The organism is Bradyrhizobium sp. AT1 (genome assembly GCF_001590795.1).
Lineage (GTDB): Bacteria > Pseudomonadota > Alphaproteobacteria > Rhizobiales > Xanthobacteraceae > Bradyrhizobium.
In genome coordinates this window covers 3328017-3348325 of the sequence record NZ_JXDL01000001.1, presented here as the reverse complement: position 1 = coordinate 3348325, position 20309 = coordinate 3328017, and the positions used below count along the sequence as shown (strand labels likewise).

Below are 20309 nucleotides of genomic sequence, written 5' to 3'. Positions count from 1 at the left end.
GAAGCACATCAATCCAGATAGGATGCAGTGTTAGCGTTGCCTACTCGTCGTCCTCGTCGTCTTCTTCCTCGTCTTCATCCTCTTCCTCTTCCACCTGCACCAGCGTGGCCAGCGGCAGCGTTTCGCGGAACAGGTCGCCTTCCATGCCCATCCAGAGGCAGAGCACCTCGTTCTCCCTGACCTCCGCAACCGTCAGCGGCTGGCCGCCGGATTTCAGCATCACGACATCGCCGGCTTTCAATTCCATGGATTGTTCCTTTCGAGTGATCAATCCGGGGGAACCTAGCAAGCGGTCATGACAGGCCGATCACGCGGGTCGGGCACAACGGCAAATTCCGCCGACGGGGCGCGCGACGCCCCGCCGTCGCCAATCGGTCATGGCGAAGTTAGTCGTTCGTCAGCAGCAGAAGATGCGGCACGGCCTCGCGGTCGATGGTCGCGCCCAGGCGCTGATAGAATTGCATGGCCTGCGCGTTGTGCCTCCAGACGTCCCAGCCGAGCTTCGTCACGCCGTGATCGAAAGCCCATTCCTTGGCCTTCGTCATCAGCGCTCTGCCGACACCTTGCCTGCGCGCGTCGGCATGCACCGCAATGTCGCTGATGTAGATGCCGGCCTGGGCGCTATAGAGCTCGTGGGTCAGGATCCACGCGATCATGCCGACGACGCGATCCCCGAGCTGCGCGACAAAGAGGTGCACGGGCGCGTGCTCGCGTATGTAGAAGGCGACATATCGGTCGAGCGTCAGCGGCGGTGGCGGCTCTTCGATGTGAGCGGCCAGTGCGTCCGCAAGACCGCGAACGGCGGCATAATCGCTCGCCTCAGCTCTCCGGATGTTCAGTTCTCCACTCACGATGCCGTACCTCCCTTTAGCGCTGAAAAGCGCCCGCGGGGTGATCTACGTGCAAGCATGGCGGCTCGTTACGTCAGCAGGCGAGGAAATTCGCGGCGCCTGCTGCCGTTCGATGCAGAGCAGACGACCGCAGCTCACGCAAAAATTTCCCCGCCGCAAGGTTCGACGATGGCATCATACCCCTGTTTTGCCTGACGGATCAGAAGGCTTTTTGGAAAATCCGTATCCCTTTGATTCTGCTGGGGCCGTCTACTGTGCATGGGGTTGTTTTTCAATATTTTGGTTGGCGGCCCCGTCAGGGCCGGCCGGGCACCAGTTCGGTCAGCGAGCGGATGATGCGATCGGGCTTGACGGTCGAGCCTTCGGGCAGGCCGTCGCCATGCACGTCGATCCAGATCGAATAGATGCCGAGACGCTGCGGCGTCACCACTTCCCATTCCAGATTGTCGCCGATCATCCAGGTGTCCGCAGGCGTGACGCCGAGCGCCTCCATCGCGTGCAGATAGGCGCGCTCCTCGGGCTTGCCGAAGCCGTGCTCGCCCTCGATCTGGATGTGATCGAAGCGATGCGCCAGCTCGAAGCGCTCGACCTTGGCGCGCTGCATGTCGGCGGCGCCATTGGTGACGAGCGCGAGCTTGATGCCGAGCGCCTTGAAGTGGTCGATCGCGTCATGTGCGCCCGGGAAGACGAACATCTCCTCCTCGCGATAGGCGGTGAAGCGGTCGGCGAGGCGGACGGCGAGGTCGTCGGGCAGGGCGCGATGGCCGGCGGCCGCGAGCTCGGCAAAGCCGCCCTTGACCGTGAGGTGCCGCGCCTCGGCGAGCTTCATCCGCCATGCCGCTTCCGCGTTCGCCCAGAAGTTTCGCGCGAAGGCGAGCACCGTCGTTGCGACCAGCTCTGGCGGCAGCGGCGCAAGCTCCTCGGCGAACTCCTGCGCGATCGTGTTCCAGGCGATCTCGGGCCGGCCATAGGCCGACAGGATGGTATCGTCCATGTCGATCAGCATGGCACGGGGCAGGGGCTTCAAGTTGGGCTTCATCGTCGTCACGGCCATTTCACCTCGGGCGGCATCGACGACAGGATCGAATCGACGTTGCCGCCGGTCTTGAGCCCGAAGATGGTGCCGCGATCATAGAGCAGGTTGAACTCGACATAGCGGCCGCGCCGGATCAATTGCTCCTCGCGGTCGGCGGCGGTCCAGGCGCTTGCGAAATTGCGCCTGACGATCTCGGGGTAGATCTTCAGGAAGGCGCGGCCGACGTCCTTGGTGAAGGCGAGGTCGGCCTCCCAGTCGCCGCTGTCGTGCCAGTCGTAGAAGATACCGCCGATGCCGCGTGCCTCCTTGCGGTGCGGCAGGTAGAAATACTCGTCGCACCATTTTTTGTACTTGTCGTAATCGGCAACGCCGCTGTGCTGGTTGCAGGCTTGCTTCATCGCAGCGTGGAAGGCGATGCTGTCGGCGTCCTCCTGCGTGCGCCTCCGATCAAGCACCGGCGTGAGGTCGGCGCCGCCGCCGAACCACGCCTTGGTGGTGACGACGAAGCGCGTGTTCATGTGCACGGCCGGCACGTTCGGATTGCGCATATGCGCGATCAGCGAGATGCCGGAGGCCCAGAATTTTGGATCCTCGGCGGCGCCGGGGATCTGGGCCCGAAATTCGGGTGCGAACTCGCCATGCACGGTCGAACAGTGCACGCCGACCTTCTCGAACAGCCGGCCCGACATCATCGACATCACGCCGCCACCTCCGGCCGCGCCGGTATGGTCGGTGCGCTGCCAGGGCGTTCGCTTGAAGCGGCCGGCCTCGCCCGGATAGAGGCCTTGCGGGGCGTCGTCCTCGAGCCGCTCGAAGCTCGCGCAGATGTCGTCGCGCAAGGCTTCGAACCAGGCGCGGGCGCGGGTCTTGCGGTCTTCGATCGTCGACATGTCCATCTGCATTCCCGGTCGCGTCCTATCTGATGCCGAGCGATTTATGCGTCTGCACGCTCAGCCGCCATTGCGGATGGTGCAGGCAATAGTCGATCGCGCGCGCGGTGTTCTCGATCACCTCCGGGCCGTCCATCGGCTGCAGCGAGAAGCGCTCGAAGGCGAGATGTTCGAAGGTCTCGGGCGCGGCGAGGGCCTGCGGATAGACCAGCTTCAGCTCGTGGCCCTGGCGCAGCACCAGCTCGCTGCCGCCCTTCGGGCTGACGCAGATCCAGTCGAGCCCCTCAGGCGCTTCGATGGTGCCGTTGGTCTCGACGCCGATCTCGAAGCCGCGGGCGTGCAGCGCCTCGACCAGCGCGGCGTCGACCTGGAGCAGCGGCTCGCCGCCGGTGAGCACCACGTAGCGGTTGGCGGCCGAGGCCTGCCATTGTGCAGCGATGGTGTCGGCGAGTTCTTCGGCCGTGCCGTAGCGGCCGCCGAGGGTGCCCTCGGTCCCGACGAAATCCGTGTCGCAGAACTTGCAGGTGGCCTCGCTTCGGTCCGCCTCGCGGCCGCTCCAGAGGTTGCAGCCGGCAAAGCGGCAGAACACGGAGGCGCGGCCCGCATGGGCGCCTTCGCCTTGCAGGGTCAGGAAGATTTCCTTGACCGCGTAACTCACTCGTCTCTCCTCAAATCTTCAAACTCAGGGATTCCGGATTTGCCGCAGCGCCTCGCCTGCGGCCATCGCCGCGGTCATGGCGACGTTGAGCGACCGCAGCCCCGCTTTGATCGGGATCACCAGCCGCGCATCGGCAGCCTCGACCACCGCGTCGGTGACGCCGGCGCTCTCGCGACCGAATAGCAGGATGTCCGAGGTCTGGTAATGGAAATCGCGATAGTCGGTGGCGGCCTTGGTGGTGAACAGCAGCAGGCGGTAGCCATGCCCGGCGCGCCAGTCCTCGAATTTCTGCCAGGAGTCGTGCCTGACGATGCTGACATGGCCGAGGTAATCCATTCCCGCCCGGCGGAACGCGCGGTCGGAGACCGGGAACCCCGCCGGTTCGATGATATGGGCGTCCAGTCCCAGGCAGGCGCAAAGTCTGAGAATCGTGCCGGTGTTCTGGGGTATGTCGGGTTGGAAAAGCGCTATCTGCATCGTTGCCGGCGGGTTGGTTGCGGGGGCGGAAATGTCTCAATAAAACATCGCCTGCCCGGGAATTCGTGCATGGCACGCTCCCGCGCCGATAGCGGGCTTGCGCTCGCCGGGCAAGGGTGCCAATAGAACGATTCTGGACTGCTGTTTCGCCCGTTTAGAGGTGGATAAGCGAAGTTCTGCCGCCGCGGGGGGCCGCGGGCGCCGGCAGCCTTTCCGGGGACCTCATGGGCGCCCTCTGGAGCGGTTCCGCCGGCTGCACAAGAAGAAAGGGTTGGAATCGTGACGACAGCGTCTTCGGCGGACCATCCGACACGCCGTGATTTCTTATTCGTTGCAACCGGGGCAGCTGCAGCAGTAGGGGGCGCAGCTGCGCTCTGGCCCTTCATCTCCCAGATGAATCCTGACGCCTCGACCATCGCGGCGGGTGCGCCGATCGAGGTCGATCTCAGCCCGGTCGCCGAAGGCCAGGACATCAAGGTGTTCTGGCGTGGCAAGCCGATCTACATCAGCCACCGCACCAAGAAGCAGATCGACGAGGCGCGCGCCGTCAACGTGGCGAGCCTGCCCGATCCGCAGTCCGACGAGGCGCGGGTCAAGTCCGGCCACGAGCAATGGCTGGTCGTGATCGGCATCTGCACCCATCTCGGCTGCATCCCGATCGCCCATGAAGGCAATTACGACGGGTTCTTCTGCCCCTGCCATGGTTCGCAGTACGATTCGTCCGGCCGCATCCGCCAGGGGCCCGCGCCCGCGAACCTGCCGGTGCCGCCGTACACTTTCGTTTCCGACACCAAAATCCAGATCGGCTGAGCCTCGGACTCGCGTCCGAAGCTTCGCGCCGTCTCGTCGTTTTATTTCCTCAGGATCGCATCATGAGCGGACCATCCGACTACCAGCCGAGCAATCCGGCCCTGCAATGGATCGAGCGGCGTCTGCCGATCCTCGGCCTCATGCACTCCTCCTTCGTCGTCTATCCCACCCCGCGCAACCTGAACTATTGGTGGACCTTCGGCGCCATCCTCTCGTTCATGCTGGGGATGCAGATCCTGACCGGCGTGATCCTGGCGATGCACTACACGCCGCATGCCGATCTCGCCTTCAAGTCGGTCGAGCTGCTTGTTCGTGACGTCAACTACGGCTGGCTGCTGCGCAACATGCACGCCTGCGGCGCGTCGATGTTCTTCTTCGCGGTCTACGTCCACATGCTGCGCGGCCTCTATTACGGCTCCTACAAGGAGCCGCGCGAGGTGCTGTGGATCCTCGGCGTCATCATCTACCTCTTGATGATGGCGACGGGCTTCATGGGCTACGTGCTGCCGTGGGGCCAGATGAGCTTCTGGGGCGCCACCGTCATCACCAATCTGTTCTCCGCCATTCCCTATGTCGGCGAGAGCATCGTGACGCTGCTCTGGGGTGGTTATTCCGTCGGCAACCCGACGCTGAACCGCTTCTTCTCGCTGCACTATCTCTTGCCGTTCCTGATCGCGGGCGTCGTCGTGCTCCACGTCTGGGCGCTGCACGTTGCTGGCCAGAACAATCCTGACGGCGTCGAACCGAAGACGGAAAAGGACACGGTGCCGTTCACGCCGCATGCCACCATCAAGGACGGTTTCGGTGTCGCCTGCTTCCTGCTGCTCTACGCCTGGTTCATCTTCTACATGCCGAACTATCTCGGCGACGCCGACAACTACATTCCGGCGAACCCGGGCGTGACGCCCCCGCACATCGTGCCGGAATGGTATTACCTGCCGTTCTACGCGATCCTGCGCTCGATCCCGAACAAGCTCGCGGGCGTGATCGGGATGTTCTCGGCGATCATCATCCTCTGCTTCCTGCCCTGGCTCGACGCCGCGAAGACGAGGTCGTCGAAGTACCGTCCGCTGGCCAAGCAGTTCTTCTGGATCTTCGTCGCGGTCTGCATCCTGCTCGGCTATCTCGGCGCGCAGCCGCCGGAAGGCATCTACGTGATCGCCGGCCGGATCCTGACGGTCTGCTACTTCGCCTACTTCCTGATCGTGCTGCCGCTGCTCTCGCGCATCGAGACGCCACGGCCGGTGCCGAACTCGATCTCGGAGGCGATCCTGAGCAAGAGCGGTAAGGCCGTTGCCTCCGTCGCGGTCATGATCGTCGCCGCCGGTGCGCTGTTCCTCGGCAGCGTGCAGGATGTCCGCGCCTCCGAGGGTAGCGACAAGCCGCCGGGCAACAAATGGTCGTTCGCCGGCCCCTTCGGCAAGTTCGATCGCGGCGCGCTCCAGCGCGGTCTGAAGGTCTACAAGGAGGTCTGCGCCAGCTGCCACGGCCTGTCCTATATCGCCTTCCGCAACCTCGCCGAAGCTGGCGGACCCGGCTATTCCGTGGCGCAGGCGGCAGCGTTCGCGTCCGAGTACAAGGTCAAGGACGGCCCGAACGATGCGGGTGACATGTTCGAGCGCCCCGGCCGCCCGGCGGACTATTTCCCCTCGCCGTTCCCGAACGAGCAGGCTGCTCGTGCCGCGAACGGCGGTGCGGCGCCGCCCGATCTGTCGCTGATTACCAAGGCCCGCTCCTACGGCCGCGGCTTCCCCTGGTTCATCTTCGACTTCTTCACCCAGTACCAGGAGCAGGGCCCGGATTATGTCTCGGCAGTGCTGCAGGGTTTTGACGACCACGTCCCCGAGGGCGTCACGATCCCGGAAGGCTCGTACTACAACAGGTACTTCCCGGGTCACGCCATCAAGATGCCGAAGCCGCTCAGCGACGGCCAGGTGACCTATGATGACGGCTCGCCGACCACGGTGGCGCAATACGCCAAGGACGTCACCACGTTCCTGATGTGGACCGCCGAGCCGCACATGGAAGCGCGCAAGCGCCTCGGCTTCCAGGTCTTCGTGTTCCTGATCCTGTTCGCGGGCCTGATGTACTTCACCAAGAAGAAGGTCTGGGCCGACTCGCACTGAGCGGCGCGAAACGAGAAACGAAGAAGCCCCCGAGAGGGGGCTTTTTTGTTGGTCTCGTGTCCCGGACGCGCTGCAGCGTGCAACGCTGCTGCGCAGAGCCGGGACCCAGCGTGCTCGCAACTGGGCCCCGGATCAGCAATGCACTACGCCGCGAAGGGCGGCGCATTGCATTGCATCCGGGGCACGAGACTGTGTTGTTTGCCACGATTGCGTATCACTCGCTCAATCGCCAAAATAGCGCCAACGCTCCCCCAAAGAACTCATCGGAGGACACCATGGGAACCGCCATCACTTTCAAGCGTCCGGACGGCAAGGATGCTTCGGGCTATCTCGCCAACGCCGCAGGGGGCAATGCGCCGGGCGTGGTCGTGATCCAGGAATGGTGGGGCCTGTCGGACCAGATCAAGGGCCTGTGCGACCGCTTCGCGCTGGCCGGCTTCGATGCGCTCGCGCCCGATCTCTACAAGGGCAAGGTGGTGCCGTATCACGACACCGACAGCGCCAACAAGGAGATGAACTCGCTCGACTTCATGGACGCCACCACGCAGACCGTGCGCGGCGCCGCCCAATATCTGTCGCGCAACGGCGCCAAGGTCGGGCTCACAGGCTTCTGCCTCGGTGGCGCCGTGACGATCATCGGTTCGGTGCACGTGCCTGAGCTCGCCGCGGGCGTCGTGTTCTACGGCATCCCGCCGGAGCAGGCCGCCAAGCCCGCCGACGTCAAGATCCCGCTGCAGGCCCATTTCGCCAACAAGGACGATTGGTGCACGCCGGAGCTGGTCAACGGCTTCGAGAAGGCCATGAAGGCCGCCGGCAAGTCGCTGGAGCTGTTCCGCTATGACGCCGAGCACGCCTTCGTCAACGAGCAGCGCCAGGCCGTACACGACCGCGAAGCCGCCGAGCTCGCCTGGGGCCGTGCGACGGAGTTTTTCAGGAAGCATCTGGGGTGATGCTGGAACGGCCCGAGCAGGAGCAGCGAGCGCATGCCCATTCCATCTATCGCCCGCCGAACGCCCGGTTCGATCGCTCGGTCGATACTTGGTGTTGGCGCCCTGATGCTGATGGCAGCTCAGGCGCCGGCAGAGCAAGCCTTTGTCACGCTGAACGGCGATCTCAAGAAAGAGGCATGGTGGGTCATCGCTGAGTTTCATCCGTTCACGACCGAGATTCGCGGTATCCCCGCGAACCAGATCCGCAAGAACTGGTGCAAGGCGACGGAATTCCGCAAGGACCTGATCCCCAAAGAGCTGCTGTTCGAGAACGGCACCGACGTGATGAAGGGCGCCGACATGTCCTTTGCCGTCGAGGGGCGCTTCGACGGCTCCGCTCCGAAGCAAATCGCTGTGGTCGGCGTGTTTCAGGAGTGTGCCGGCCCAAAGGGCAGGTTCATGCTGATCCTCGATCAGCCGGACGGCGGGAAGCCTAAGGTGCGCTTTGTCGACGCCGTGCGAACCAACCGCCAATTCGCAGCTCTTTCGAAGGACAAGCACGGCAAGCTCGTCCTTTGGGGATGCATGGAATGCGACGGCTATTCTGTCCTCAAATGGGATCGAAAGAAGAGCAGGTTCGGCTGGGAGCCTGACCCTCTCGAGCAATAGTCCAAGCCGGCTGTCGCAGGTGGCGCCCTTGACGCCGTCCCCGCGCCATGGTGAGTATCCGCCCATGAGCACCGCCGTCCGCCCAGCCCGTCTTTGGTGGCGCACCTCCTAAGAGGTGGCCGGTGCGATTTCTTTTCCCAAAATCGTCTGAGGTCGCCTGCACAGCGCGGCGGCCTTCTCGTTTGTCCTGTGTGGCGTTCCCTCGGCAAGTTTCGTAAGAGGACGACATGAACAGGACAGTCTTTGCCCTCCCGGCCAGAAGTGAGTACGCGACCCGCGCGGGTCTGGCGATCACGCGCGTGGCGGAGCAGTTTACCGGCGGCGCCAACAGGCTCGACGACCTCATCAACCTGCTCGACCGCCGCCGCGGCGTGGTGCTGTCCTCGGGCACGACCGTGCCCGGCCGCTACGAGAGCTTTGACCTCGGCTTCTCCGATCCGCCGCTGAAGCTCGAGACCACGGGCGTCGATTTCAAGCTGGAAGCACTGAACGCGCGCGGGGAGGTGCTGATCGCCTTCCTCGGTGATGTGCTGCGCGAGCCCTGCGTCGTGATCTCCGAGACGACCGCTTCGCGCCTGGCCGGCCACATCGTCCGCGGCGACGCCCCGGTGGAGGAGGACCAGCGCACGCGGCGCGCCAGCGTGATGTCGCTGGTGCGGGACATCATTGCCGCCTTCTCTGCCAACGATGACGGGCTGCTCGGCCTGTTCGGCGCCTTCGCCTATGACCTCGTGTTCCAGATCGAGGACCTCGTGCAGAAGCGCCCGCGCGAGGCCGATCAGCGCGACATCGTGCTCTATGTGCCGGATCGCCTGCTGGCCTATGACCGCGCCACCGGCCGCGGCGTGGTGCTCGCGTACGACTTCGCCTGGAAGGGCAAGTCGACCGAAGGCCTGCCGCGCGAAACCGCCGAAAGCCCCTATCTGAAGACGCCGCGCCAGGGCTTTGCCGATCACGCGCCCGGCGAATATCAGGCAACGGTGGAGACCGCGCGCGCGGCCTTCGCCCGTGGCGATCTCTTTGAGGCCGTACCCGGACAGCTGTTCGCCGAGCCTTGCGACCGCTCGCCGGCCGAAGTGTTCCAGCGCCTCTGCGTCATCAATCCCTCGCCCTACGGCGCGCTGATGAATCTGGGCGAAGGCGAGTTTCTCGTCTCCGCCTCGCCGGAAATGTTCGTGCGCTCGGACGGACGCCGCGTCGAGACCTGCCCGATCTCCGGCACCATCGCGCGCGGCACCGATGCGATCGGCGATGCCGAGCAGATCCGCCAATTGCTGAACTCGGAGAAGGACGAGTTCGAGCTCAACATGTGCACCGACGTCGATCGCAACGACAAGGCGCGCGTCTGCGTTCCCGGCACCATCAAGGTGCTGGCGCGGCGGCAGATCGAGACCTACTCGAAGCTGTTTCACACCGTCGATCACGTCGAGGGCATGCTGCGCCCCGGCTTCGACGCGCTCGATGCCTTCCTTACCCATGCCTGGGCGGTCACCGTCACCGGTGCGCCGAAGCTGTGGGCGATGCAGTTCGTCGAGGATCACGAGCGCTCGCCGCGCCGCTGGTATGCCGGCGCGATTGGAGCTGTGAATTTCGACGGCAGCATCAACACCGGCCTCACCATCCGCACCATCCGCATGAAGGATGGTCTCGCCGAAGTGCGCGTCGGCGCCACCTGCCTGTTCGATTCCGATCCGGCTGCCGAAGACCGCGAATGCCAGGTCAAGGCCGCCGCCCTGTTCCAGGCGCTGCGTGGCGATCCGCCGAAGCCGCTGTCGACCTTTGCGCCCGATGCGACCGGCTCGGGCAAGCGGGTGCTGCTGATCGACCACGACGACAGTTTCGTGCACATGCTGGCTGATTATTTCCGCCAGGTGGGCGCCGAGGTCACCGTGGTCCGCTACGTGCATGCGCTCGACATGCTCAAGCAGAGGACGTGGGATTTGCTGGTGCTGTCGCCGGGCCCCGGGCGTCCTGAGGACTTCGGGATCAAGACAACGATCGATGCCGCGCTCGAGAAGAAGCTGCCGGTGTTCGGCGTCTGCCTCGGCGTGCAGGCGATCGGCGAATATTTCGGCGGCGAGCTCGGCCAGCTCACCCATCCCGCGCACGGCCGGCCCTCGCGGGTGCAGGTGCGGGGCGGGCGCTTGATGCGCAATCTGCCGAACGAGATCGTCATCGGCCGCTATCACTCGCTGTTCGTCGAGCGCGACAGCATGCCGGAGGTGTTGTCCGTCACCGCCAGCACCGAGGACGGTGTCGCCATGGCACTGGAGCACAAGACCCTGCCGGTCGCCGGCGTGCAATTCCATCCGGAATCGCTGATGTCGCTCGGCAACGAGGTGGGACTACGTATTGTTGAAAACGCGTTCCGGCTGGATGCGCGCGCTGATTGAGAGGCACCAATGACCTTCGACCACGACATCAAGGCGAGCGTCCGCACGATCCCCGACTATCCCAAGCCCGGGATCATGTTCCGCGACATCACGACCCTGCTCGCGGACGCGCGCGCCTTCCGCCGCGCGGTCGACGAACTCGTCAATCCCTGGGCCGGCAACAAGATCGACAAGGTCGCCGGCATGGAAGCGCGAGGCTTCATCATCGGCGGCGCGGTGGCGCACCAGCTTTCGGCGGGCTTCGTGCCGATCCGCAAGAAGGGCAAGCTGCCGCACACCACTGTGCGCATCGCTTACTCGCTGGAATACGGCATCGACGAGATGGAGATGCATGTCGACGCGATCGCGCCCGGCGAGCGCGTCATCCTGGTGGACGACCTCATCGCCACCGGCGGCACCGCGGAAGGCGCGGTGAAGCTGCTGCGTCAGATCGGCGCCAACGTTGTCGCCGCCTGCTTCATCATCGACCTGCCCGAGCTTGGCGGCGCCGCCAAGCTGCGCGCCATGGACGTGCCTGTGCGCACGCTGATGACGTTCGAGGGGCACTAGCCGCCGCAGCGGTCAGATCGCCTCGGCCTTCAGCTCCGACTGCCAATGCAGCATGCGCTCCTTCAGGAGCGCGTTCCTGACATAGGCGCTCTCCTCATCCTCCAGCCGTTCGCATTCGCCAAAGGTCAGGCCGGCCTCGCCATGGGCGTTCCATGCAGCCTGGAGGCTGCGACAGGTGTGGCTGCCCTGGCGCAGGGAGAACCAGATGCGGTTCTGGATCGTCTCCAGATTGGGTGCCTGGCCCACCCAGGCCTCGCCCGAGGCCGCGCAGCGCACGGCGAAGATGCCGGCGATGGTCTTGCGTTCCTTATAGGCGGCGATCGCTGCTTTCCGGTCGATGCTCACGGGGAAGGGCCTTGCTGAGGGATATTGATGCCCCCTCAATAGGTCGGCCTCAGCCTGCAGTCAATATTATCCGGGTAAAATAATCCAATCGGGATGGCGGGGCGCGGTGTCGTTCCCACCGCTATTCCGGGCTCGCGACTTCGTCGCGCTCTGGAATGACGCCGGTCAGGAGCGCTGCAGGATCAGGCTGAGCTCGAGCTCACGGAAGGCGAGGTAATTGCGCCGGGTCCATTGATGCAGCTCGGTGGAGGCGTCCTTTTCCTGGCGCAGGTAGCCGGTGAAGGAGAAGTTCAGCCGGTCGATATAGGTCTTCAGGAAGCCCGGCAGTGCGGGCAGGCGGAATAGGCGGCCACCCGCCATCGCGGCCGGCAGCTCGCCGCGCACGACAAATTCGTTGTCGACCGTGATCAGGTTCATGCGCGGGATCCGTTCGCGCAGCATCTCGTGGGCGCGAAGAGAGACGCGGTCGGTGTCGGCCATGAACAGGATCTGGGGCGCGACATGGCGGCGCGCGGCCTCCTTCAAAAGCCCGATCTCGTCGGTCATCTTGAAGAACTCGTCGAAGGCGTGGAAGCCGAGGTCGATCACCTTGGCAAGCCCGTCGTCGACGATGACGCGGTCCATCAGCTGCATCTTGCCGTAGGTGTCGATCACGTCGGCGGTCTCGGTGACGCCGGGCAGGTAGTCGAGCAGCGACGGCTCCTTCAGATTGACGTCGAAGGCCGCGACATTGCCGTTCTTGAGCAGCAGGAATTCGCTCAATAGCCGCGCCAGCAGGGTCTTGCCGACCTGCGGGCGAGGGGAGCAGATGATGTAGACGGGCGTTGCGGGCATCGACGGCTATATCAGTCGAACTTGGCGACCAATCCAGCCGTATCAGCCCGGCTTGCGCAACTATTTTTCGCTGTTGCGGGTGACGGACTTCGAACCGACGATGTCGGTCAGGCGGATGCGGTCGAACTCACTCCAGACATTGGCCAGCCAGTGCCGGACATAGCCGCGCAGCACGAAGGAATAGTTCGCGGCCTCGTCGTTGATGCCCTTGTTGGCGACGAATTTCAGGAACGGAACGGAGGAGACCTCGACCTGCTCATAGGCCATTTCGTTGAGCTTGGGGATGGTCAGCTCGGTCGCGTCCTTGATGCGGTGGAAGTAGGAATTATAGGTCGCCTGGTCCCACTGGAAGAACTGGGTGTCGTTGATGAAGTTCTTCACCAGGAAATACTTCGCGCCGGTCATGAAGCCCGCGGTCTCGGCGATCTCGTCCAGCGAGGCGATCGAGGGGCCGAGGATGTGGAACACCGCGAAGGTGATCTGGCCGGCCTTGGCGGCATCCAGGAAGCCGATGTCGCGCAGCGAAGCCAGCGCCGGCGAGAGCAGGCCGGCGCGGACGTCGATCACGGTGACCGACGGGCTGGTCGCATTGAGCGTATCGAAAATCTTCATCTGGTCGGCCGTCGTCGTCATGTCGACGATCTCGGTGATATCAGGGTGGAAACGCTTCAGGGTTCCGCGGGGCGATTCCGTGTCGAAGGCGCGCGTCGGCACGTTGTTGGCCGAGAAATAATCGAGCAAGGTGCGCGATACCGTGGTCTTGCCGACCCCGCCCTTGTCCGCGCCCACCACAACCACTGCCGGCTTTGCCATTGCTGTCCCCTAACGCGGGCCCCCGATCGCGAGGTCGAAATCGGCCGAGCCCCAAATCGATGTCCCAAAAGACGTCCCGAGTCTGCTGTTGGGCGCGAACATGGCAGAAACAAGGGAGAATTCAATTCCGCAGGCCGACGATAGGGCAATTCCCGAAGTTTTTCCCAATCGCGGCGAACCTGCCGCGCATCGCGGGACGTCGCGCGCTCAATGACGGCCCCAGGGGCCCATGGGGTTGCCAATCGGATTGCCGACGGGGCTGCTGTTCGCGGTTCCGGATGGGCCGGGTGCAGGCACGGGCGGCGGAGCGGCTGGGCCACCGGCATCGTCCCAAGGGCCATGACGCAGCGGCGGTGGGGTGTCCTGCTGGTCGGCTCGTGCCTCGGGCTCGTCCGTGTCCTCAGTCGGCGGCAGCGGGCCCGGGTCGTGGCCGCCGGCAAACTTGACCAGCGCGTCGACCCTGGATTGCACCGAGGGGTGGGTTGCGAACAGATCGGCAAAGCCCTCACGGGGATTGTCGACGCAGAGCTCCATCACGGCCGAGGTCGCGCCCGGCAGCTCGCCCCGGTTCTCGATCTTGCGCAGCGCCGAGATCATCGCATCGGGGTCTTTCGTCAGCTCCACGGAGCCCGCGTCGGCGAGATATTCGCGGGAGCGGGACAACGCCAGCTTCACCACCTGCGACATCAGCCAGGCCACGATGATCAGCACGATCGCGATGATGATCACGATTACCGCGCCGCCGCCGGAATTCTTGCTGTCGCTCGATGACGAGGACGAGCGCGACGAGGAGGAGCCCGAGGACCATGAGCCGCCGGAGCCGGAGCTCCAACTGAAATTCGTGAACAGGCGGAAGAACAATTCGCCGAAGAAGCCGACCACGCCGGCGATGATGACAGCGACCACCATCAGCTGCACGTCGCCGTTCTTGATATGGGTCAGCTCGTGGCCCAGCACGGCCTCGATCTCCTTGTCATTGAGCGCGTCGAGGAGACCCGTGGTGACGGTGATGGAATATTGCCGGGGGTTGAGGCCGGTCGCGAACGCGTTCAGCGCCGGGCTCTCCATGATCTTCAGCTTCGGCATGGTGATGCCGCGCGAGATGCAGAGGTTTTCGAGCAGATTGTAGAGCCGCGGTTCCTCTTGCCTTGTGACGTCGTGGCCGCCGGTCACGGCATCGATCATCGACTGGTGGAAGAAATAGGCGATCACGATCCAGACCGCCGCCACGACCGTCGCAACGGGCGCGGCGACCTTCAGGTCGGCGAGGGCGTGGCTCAGATAATAGGCGACCGTGCCGTTGCCGTTGATGACGACCTCGGCGACCAGCGCGCCGGCATAGACCAGCACGTAGACCAGCGCGAACAGGCCTGCGAGCAGCAGCATCGAACGAAACTTGTTCGAGGCGATGTGCGTGTAGAGACCATACGCGGCCATGACGCGCTGCCCTGCCGGCCTATCGGCTCAACTTTAGAACTTCACCTGCGGCGCCGCCTCGACCTCGGTGCGGCTGGCGCCGAGATCGAAGAAGTCCTTTTTGGTGAAGCCGAACATGCCCGCGAACAGGGCGGCGGGCAGCTGCTGGATGCCGGTGTTGTATTCCTGGACCGCGTTGTTGAAGAAGCGGCGGCTCGCCGCGATCTTGTTCTCGAGGTCGGAGAGCTCGGATGCGAGCTGCTGGAAATTGGCGTTGGCCTTGAGGTCCGGATAGGCCTCCGACAGCGCGATCAGCCGGCCGAGTGCGCCGGAGAGCTGGTTCTCGGCCGCGGACACCTGGGCGGGGCCTTGCGCCGACATCGCCGAATTGCGCGCCTTGATGACGTCGTCGAGCGTGCCGCGCTCATGCGAGGCGTAGCCCTTCACCGTCTCGACCAGGTTCGGAATGAGATCGTGGCGCTGCTTGAGCTGCACGTCGATGTCGGCAAAGGCCTGGCCGACCCGCTGGCTCAGCGCCACCAGGCGGTTGTAGGCGCTGAAGGCCACGAAGGCGAGAACGACGATGACGCCGAGAACGATCCAGCCGGTCGACATGGAGAACTCCTGAAGGGGGAAGAAGGCGGGGCCAGCCTAGACCATATTGGCGCAGGAAGAGAGCCCCGCGCAGAGGGAAGGTAAGGCTTGGTCGAATGAGGAGCCGCCCGAGTTCAAGGCAAAAGCAGGTCGCGAGGTTAACTTTCCGCAATGACCGCATCGCCCCAACGCCAACGCCGGGCGCTTGCATAGGCGGCCTTGTCGCGCCGCGGGACTTTCGTCGGCGCGACGCCATCCTCGGTGCAGAGCTTGGCGGTGATCTCGGCTTTGCCGACGTCCGGCGGCGCCAGCACGCGCGCGGCGCGCGTGGCGGGCGGGGTGCGGGTCAGCGCGACGTAGATGTAGCGCTCGTCCTCGAACGGCACCTCGGCGCCCTTGATCTGGCGATGCGCCTGCGAGCGCGGCAGGCGCTGGTTGAAATGGCACCAGTCGGGCGCGTTGAGCGGGCAAGGCTTTTCGTGCGGGCAGGGGGCGGCGACGAAGGCGCCTGCCGCGATCAGCTGCTGGCGCAGGGCGAGGATGCGTGCATAGCCGGCGGGCGTGCCAGGCTCGATCACGACCAGCGCGTGGCGCGTTTTGGCCCACATCGCATTGGTGAGCTTGCGCTGATCGACCTCGTTGAGTTCGCCGATGATGTAGCTGGCAATGACGAGATCGGCTTGCGAGACCTCCGCAAGGTTGCCCAAGGCGTCGCCGGGCAGATAGCGGCACTCCGCGAGGCGCGTGCTGTCGCGAGCCAATTCGAGCGCGAGCCGGCTCAGCGTGGCGTTGGCGTCGAGGAGCGTGAAATCCTGCAGAGACGGGAAGGCCTCCGCGGCTGCCCAGCTCGCGGTACCCGGGCCCGCGCCGACGTCGAGCAGCGTCTCAGGTGCAAAGTCCGGTGCGATCTCGGTCAGCGCATTGAGGCTGGCCGCCACCGCCGCGTAAGTCGCCGGCATGCGCGCCAGCGCATAGGCGAGGGCATCGGCGTCCGACTTGATCGTGCCGGAGCCGCCGCCGGCGCGATAGGTGGTCGAGATTTTTTGCGAGCGCTGGGCCGCGTCGATGCGCGAGAAGCCCTGGAGCTTGCCGTCGAGGGCGGCCTTGAGTTCAGCGGGGAGGGTGGGGGAGATCATCATCCGCGGTCATGCCCCACGAAGGCGGGGCATCCAGTACTCCGAGACAGTGCCGTTAAAGCCGGGAGGCCGCGGCGTACTGGATCATCCGCCTTCGCGGATGATGACGTCAATGGGTGTGGAACGCGCGCAGCCTCACGCCACGTTCTGGTCGAGAATGTCCACCGCCTCGGACAGGCTGACCGACACCAGCTGCGAGACGCCGCGCTCGGCCATGGTGACGCCGAACAGGCGATTCATCCGCGCCATGGTGATCGGGTTGTGCGTGATGATGATGAAGCGCGTGTCGGTCGAGCCGGTCATCTCGTGCAACAGATTGCAGTACCGCTCGACGTTGTGGTCGTCGAGCGGCGCGTCGACTTCGTCCAGCACGCAGATCGGCGAGGGGTTGGTCAGGAACACCGCGAAAATCAGCGCCATCGCGGTCAGGGCCTGCTCGCCGCCCGAGAGCAGCGACAGCGTCTGCGGCTTCTTGCCCGGCGGTTTGGCGATGATTTCGAGGCCGGCTTCCAGCGGGTCGTCGCTCTCGATCAAATGCAGTGCGGCTTCGCCGCCGCCGAACAGCTCGACGAACAGGCGCTTGAAGTGGTTGTTGACGACCTCGAACGACGTCAGGAGCCGCTCGCGCGCTTCCTTGTTGAGGCTCTGGATGCCCTGGCGCAGCCGCTTGATGGCTTCGACGAGATCGTCGCGCTCGGTGACCAGACCGTTGTGCTGGGTCTCGACCTCGCGCAGCTCTTCCTCGGCGCGCAGATTGACGGCGCCGAGGCGCTCGCGGTCGCGGCGCATCTTTTCGAGGTCTTCCTCGATGTCGTGCAGCGGCGGCAGCTCGGCGCCGGGCTCGATCTCGGCCAAACCTGCGACGGCCTGCGGCTCGACTTCCAGCATGTCGCGGATCTCGCGCTCGATGTCCTCGAGCCGGCGCCGCGCGCCTTCCATGCGCTCCTCCGCGCGGGCTGTCGCCTCGCGAGAACTGGAGAGTGCTTCGAGGGTCAGCTTGGCGACACGATCGGTCTCCGCCATCGCGCTTTCCGCGGTGGCGAGCGCGTCGGCGGCCATGCGGCGGTCGTTCTCGGCGTATTCGATCTCGGTGATCAGCGCGCTGCGCTTCTCGGCGAACACGGCAGGCGCGTTTTCGAGCTCGCTGCGCTCGATCGTGAGCTCGGCGATGCGGGCCTGGATGGTGTCGATGTGGGAGGCCGCGCTCTCCTTCCGGTTCTGCCACTCGGTGCGTTCGGCCAGGATCGCCTGCACGCGGCGGTCGGCGAGTTCGGCCTCGCGCGCCAGCGCCTGCGCTTCGGCGCGGACCTGGGCCGCCATGCGGCGATGGCCTTCGATGTCGCTGCGCACCGCGGCGAGGCGGGTCTCGGTGTCCTCGCTCGACGGCAGCTCGGAGATGCCGGCTTCGGCATATTCGCAGGCGGCCTCGGCCTCGGCGCGGTCGGCGGCGAGACGGCTGTGCGCTTCCGACAGCGTCGCCTTGCGCGCGGCATGGCGGCTGATCTCGCGCTCTGCGTTGGCGTGGCGCTCACGCGCGACGTTGAGCTCGCGCTGCGCGGCGCGCCAGGCTTCGCGGCTGGCGCCTTCGGTGCTGGCCGCCATCTGCAGCTCGGACTCGGCGTTCTCCAGGGCCTGGCGCTTGATCTGCGCGTCGATGCGGGCCTGCTCCAGCTCGTTCTCGATGTCGACGAGGCGGGCGCGCTCGGCGAGCCGGCGGGCGGCGCCGGTCGGAGCGTGCGCGGCGGCGACAAAGCCGTCCCAGCGCCAGACGTCGCCCTCGGGCGAGACCAGACGCTGGCCGGTCTTGAGTTGCGAGACCAGCTCGGCACCGCGCTCGCGCGGCACCACACCGATCTGGGCGAGACGGCGTGTCAGCTCAGCCGGCGCCTGAACGTGGCTCGCGAGCGGCTCGACGCCTTCGGGCAAGGCCGGATCGTCTTCGGTGTGGCCGACATTGGTCCAGCGCATCGGCGCCGACGGGTCGATCGGCGCATCGAGATCGTCGCCGAGCGCGGCGCCGATAGCCTTTTCAAAGCCCTTGTCGACGGTGATGCCGTCGATGATCGGCGGCCACAGATTCTTGGTCTCGCCGTTGAGGATCTTGGAGATCGTGCGCGCCTCGGTTTCGAGCCGCTGTGCGCGCTTGTCGGCCTCGACCAGCGGCGAGCGCGACGATTCGAGCGTCTGGCGGGCCGCGACATGGGCGGCTTCGCTCGCCTGCGCCGCAGCTTCCGAAGCCGCCAGCGTTTCCTCCGCGGTTTGGACCGCCGCGGTCAGCTCGTCGAGATCGCCGAAGCCGCCGGTCTCGGCGGCAAGCTTCTGCTCTTCCGCCGCGACGTTCGCGATCTCCTGGTCGAGCCGGGCGAGCTTGTCGCGGTGGGTACGGACGTTGGCCTCGAGCTGGTTGCGCTTGGCGGTGAGGTCGGCGAGCGCGGTGGTGAGCTCGGCGAATTGCTGCTCGGTCTCGGTCAGCACCGCCTCGGCTTCGGCGACGCGCTCGTCGACGCCGGAGCGCTTCTCGACGCGCGACTTGATCTCTTCCTTCAGCTCGGAATCTTCGGTGTCGAGCCGCTGCAACGCGACGTCGGCGTCCATGGTCTGCTGCTGGGCGCGGGAGATGTCGCCTTCGAACTGGGCGAGGCGGCGCTCCAGCTCGGCGACGCGCTCCTTGGCGCGCTCTTCTTCGCGGTCGAGCAGCTCGCGGGCATTGGTCAGGCGCTGCAGGCCTGCAGCGGCGCGCGCTTCCGCATCGCGCAGCGCCGGCATTTCGGCGGCGCGGATCGCCTGGATGCGAGCGGCCTCGGCCTGGTGCTGGGTGCGCTCGGCCATCTCGCGGACGGCGAGATCATGGGTCTGGCCGGATTCGTTGACGTCGGCATGGGCGCCGATCCAGCGCAGATGGAACAGGGTGGCTTCGGCCTTGCGGACCTTGGCCGCGACCTCGCGGTAGCGCACCGCTTGGCGGGCCTGCTTCTTCAGGCCTTCCATCTGCCCGGAGAGCTGGCCGATCACGTCCTCGACGCGCGTGAGATTGGTTTCGGCAGCCTTCAGCCGCAGCTCGGCCTCGTGGCGGCGGGCGTGCAGGCCAGCGACGCCGGCGGCGTCTTCCAGCACGCGGCGGCGCTGCTCGGGCTTGGCCTGGATGATCTCGCCGATCTTGCCCTGGTGGACGAGGGCCGGCGAGCGCGCGCCGGTGGCGGCGTCGGCGAACAGGATCTGCACGTCGCGGGCGCGCACGTCGCGGCCGTTGATGCGATAGACCGAGCCCGCTTCGCGCTCGATGCGGCGGGAGATTTCGAGCAGCTGGCTGTCGTTCATCGCCGCCGGCGCGGTGCGATCGGCATTGTCGATCGTCATCGTCACTTCGGCGTGGTTGCGCGCGGGACGGTTGCCGGAGCCGGCGAAGATCACCGCGTCCATGTCGGCGGCGCGCAAGCTCTTGTACGAGGTCTCACCCATCGCCCAGCGCAGCGCCTCGACGAGATTCGACTTGCCGCAGCCGTTGGGTCCGACCACGCCGGTCAGGCCGGGCTCGATGACGAAGTCCGTGGGCTCAACGAAGGACTTGAAGCCGTGAAGGCGCAGGCGGGTGATTTTCATAAGCACGCATCTCTGTTGGCAGGCGCGAATCCCCCTGCCGGGACATTACCATGGAAGGCAATGTCGCTATCCGGGCGAGTCGCGCGAGGCGCCTCATGCGGCTGGACAATGGCCGCGGTATGCCGTGAGGGCAACCGGCCAAAGCCGCTTTTCCCAAGGGATTTATGCCGGGAAAGATACGGC

General features: G+C 65.4%; 19 protein-coding genes. 6 read left to right on the top strand and 13 right to left on the bottom strand.

All coding sequences use genetic code 11. The annotated features are described in order from the left end of the window. Positions 1–40: 40 nt before the first annotated feature. The 6 genes from SE92_RS15750 to SE92_RS15725 all read right to left on the bottom strand — a co-directional run bounded on the left by SE92_RS15750 (position 41) and on the right by SE92_RS15725 (position 3912). Positions 41–247, bottom strand: a complete 207-nt coding sequence (locus SE92_RS15750) for a YodC family protein (RefSeq protein ID WP_063196586.1) — start codon at positions 245–247, stop codon at positions 41–43. 139 nt (positions 248–386) lie between these two features. Continuing rightward, positions 387–851, bottom strand: a complete 465-nt coding sequence (locus SE92_RS15745; protein ID WP_063196585.1) for a GNAT family N-acetyltransferase — start codon at positions 849–851, stop codon at positions 387–389. A 295-nt stretch (positions 852–1146) separates the two neighbouring features. Next, entirely contained in the window at positions 1147–1905 is a 759-nt protein-coding gene (locus SE92_RS15740; RefSeq protein WP_157095472.1) for an HAD family hydrolase, read from the bottom strand. Further along, a complete protein-coding gene (hemF, locus tag SE92_RS15735; protein WP_063203559.1) occupies positions 1896–2783 on the bottom strand; it encodes an oxygen-dependent coproporphyrinogen oxidase in 888 nt (295 codons plus the stop codon). Before hemF ends, SE92_RS15740 begins: the two co-directional genes overlap by 10 nt. Positions 2784–2802: 19 nt before the next feature. Beyond that, a complete protein-coding gene (gene queE / locus SE92_RS15730) occupies positions 2803–3435 on the bottom strand; it encodes a 7-carboxy-7-deazaguanine synthase (RefSeq protein WP_063196584.1) in 633 nt (210 codons plus the stop codon). 24 nt (positions 3436–3459) lie between these two features. Continuing rightward, the gene (locus tag SE92_RS15725) at positions 3460–3912 is read right to left on the bottom strand and encodes a tRNA (cytidine(34)-2'-O)-methyltransferase (protein ID WP_063196583.1); all 453 of its coding nucleotides are present in this window, start codon (positions 3910–3912) and stop codon (positions 3460–3462) included. 279 nt (positions 3913–4191) lie between these two features. On the opposite strand from SE92_RS15725, the gene petA reads away from it, so the two are divergent. The 6 genes from petA to SE92_RS15695 all read left to right on the top strand — a co-directional run bounded on the left by petA (position 4192) and on the right by SE92_RS15695 (position 11388). Continuing rightward, positions 4192–4722: a ubiquinol-cytochrome c reductase iron-sulfur subunit gene (gene petA / locus SE92_RS15720; protein ID WP_041748489.1), complete on the top strand. Its 531-nt coding sequence runs from the start codon at positions 4192–4194 to the stop codon at positions 4720–4722. Between the two features lie 62 nt (positions 4723–4784). Further along, entirely contained in the window at positions 4785–6848 is a 2064-nt protein-coding gene (fbcH, locus tag SE92_RS15715; protein WP_063196582.1) for a cytochrome b/c1, read from the top strand. A gap of 275 nt (positions 6849–7123) precedes the next feature. Beyond that, complete coding sequence (locus tag SE92_RS15710; protein ID WP_063196581.1) at positions 7124–7798, top strand: dienelactone hydrolase family protein; 675 nt, start codon at positions 7124–7126, stop codon at positions 7796–7798. A 105-nt stretch (positions 7799–7903) separates the two neighbouring features. Then, entirely contained in the window at positions 7904–8446 is a 543-nt protein-coding gene (locus SE92_RS15705) for a hypothetical protein (protein WP_245324592.1), read from the top strand. A gap of 227 nt (positions 8447–8673) precedes the next feature. Continuing rightward, on the top strand, positions 8674–10839 hold the full coding sequence (locus SE92_RS15700; protein ID WP_063196580.1) for an anthranilate synthase component I: 2166 nt from the start codon (positions 8674–8676) through the stop codon (positions 10837–10839). A gap of 9 nt (positions 10840–10848) precedes the next feature. Then, positions 10849–11388: an adenine phosphoribosyltransferase gene (locus SE92_RS15695; RefSeq protein WP_063196579.1), complete on the top strand. Its 540-nt coding sequence runs from the start codon at positions 10849–10851 to the stop codon at positions 11386–11388. A gap of 12 nt (positions 11389–11400) precedes the next feature. Here the strand turns inward: SE92_RS15695 and SE92_RS15690 are convergent, their stop codons facing one another. The 7 genes from SE92_RS15690 to smc form a co-directional block, all read right to left on the bottom strand. Further along, positions 11401–11733 (bottom strand): GIY-YIG nuclease family protein, encoded by a 333-nt coding sequence (locus SE92_RS15690; RefSeq protein ID WP_063196578.1) that lies wholly within the window; start codon positions 11731–11733, stop codon positions 11401–11403. A gap of 165 nt (positions 11734–11898) precedes the next feature. Beyond that, positions 11899–12567, bottom strand: coding sequence for a hypothetical protein (locus SE92_RS15685; protein ID WP_063196577.1), 669 nt, complete (start codon positions 12565–12567; stop codon positions 11899–11901). Between the two features lie 60 nt (positions 12568–12627). After that, entirely contained in the window at positions 12628–13380 is a 753-nt protein-coding gene (locus SE92_RS15680) for a P-loop NTPase family protein (RefSeq protein WP_063196576.1), read from the bottom strand. A gap of 207 nt (positions 13381–13587) precedes the next feature. Further along, entirely contained in the window at positions 13588–14817 is a 1230-nt protein-coding gene (locus SE92_RS15675) for a M48 family metallopeptidase (RefSeq protein ID WP_063196575.1), read from the bottom strand. A 33-nt stretch (positions 14818–14850) separates the two neighbouring features. Beyond that, entirely contained in the window at positions 14851–15411 is a 561-nt protein-coding gene (locus tag SE92_RS15670) for a LemA family protein (protein WP_063196574.1), read from the bottom strand. Between the two features lie 137 nt (positions 15412–15548). After that, positions 15549–16529: a small ribosomal subunit Rsm22 family protein gene (locus SE92_RS15665; protein WP_063196573.1), complete on the bottom strand. Its 981-nt coding sequence runs from the start codon at positions 16527–16529 to the stop codon at positions 15549–15551. A gap of 132 nt (positions 16530–16661) precedes the next feature. Further along, the gene (smc, locus tag SE92_RS15660) at positions 16662–20126 is read right to left on the bottom strand and encodes a chromosome segregation protein SMC (RefSeq protein ID WP_063196572.1); all 3465 of its coding nucleotides are present in this window, start codon (positions 20124–20126) and stop codon (positions 16662–16664) included. Between the last annotated feature and the right edge of the window lie 183 nt (positions 20127–20309).

Coding starts and splice junctions, on each gene's coding strand:
- SE92_RS15700 (WP_063196580.1), top strand. CDS start 8,674: ATGAACAGGACAGTCTTTGCCCTCCCGGCCAGAAGTGAGTACGCGACC.
- hemF (WP_063203559.1), bottom strand. CDS start 2,783: ATGGACATGTCGACGATCGAAGACCGCAAGACCCGCGCCCGCGCCTGG.
- SE92_RS15725 (WP_063196583.1), bottom strand. CDS start 3,912: ATGCAGATAGCGCTTTTCCAACCCGACATACCCCAGAACACCGGCACG.
- SE92_RS15695 (WP_063196579.1), top strand. CDS start 10,849: ATGACCTTCGACCACGACATCAAGGCGAGCGTCCGCACGATCCCCGAC.
- SE92_RS15670 (WP_063196574.1), bottom strand. CDS start 15,411: ATGTCGACCGGCTGGATCGTTCTCGGCGTCATCGTCGTTCTCGCCTTC.
- SE92_RS15665 (WP_063196573.1), bottom strand. CDS start 16,529: ATGATGATCTCCCCCACCCTCCCCGCTGAACTCAAGGCCGCCCTCGAC.
- SE92_RS15710 (WP_063196581.1), top strand. CDS start 7,124: ATGGGAACCGCCATCACTTTCAAGCGTCCGGACGGCAAGGATGCTTCG.
- SE92_RS15740 (WP_157095472.1), bottom strand. CDS start 1,905: ATGGCCGTGACGACGATGAAGCCCAACTTGAAGCCCCTGCCCCGTGCC.
- smc (WP_063196572.1), bottom strand. CDS start 20,126: ATGAAAATCACCCGCCTGCGCCTTCACGGCTTCAAGTCCTTCGTTGAG.
- SE92_RS15685 (WP_063196577.1), bottom strand. CDS start 12,567: ATGCCCGCAACGCCCGTCTACATCATCTGCTCCCCTCGCCCGCAGGTC.
- SE92_RS15750 (WP_063196586.1), bottom strand. CDS start 247: ATGGAATTGAAAGCCGGCGATGTCGTGATGCTGAAATCCGGCGGCCAG.
- SE92_RS15705 (WP_245324592.1), top strand. CDS start 7,904: ATGCTGATGGCAGCTCAGGCGCCGGCAGAGCAAGCCTTTGTCACGCTG.
- SE92_RS15675 (WP_063196575.1), bottom strand. CDS start 14,817: ATGGCCGCGTATGGTCTCTACACGCACATCGCCTCGAACAAGTTTCGT.
- SE92_RS15680 (WP_063196576.1), bottom strand. CDS start 13,380: ATGGCAAAGCCGGCAGTGGTTGTGGTGGGCGCGGACAAGGGCGGGGTC.
- fbcH (WP_063196582.1), top strand. CDS start 4,785: ATGAGCGGACCATCCGACTACCAGCCGAGCAATCCGGCCCTGCAATGG.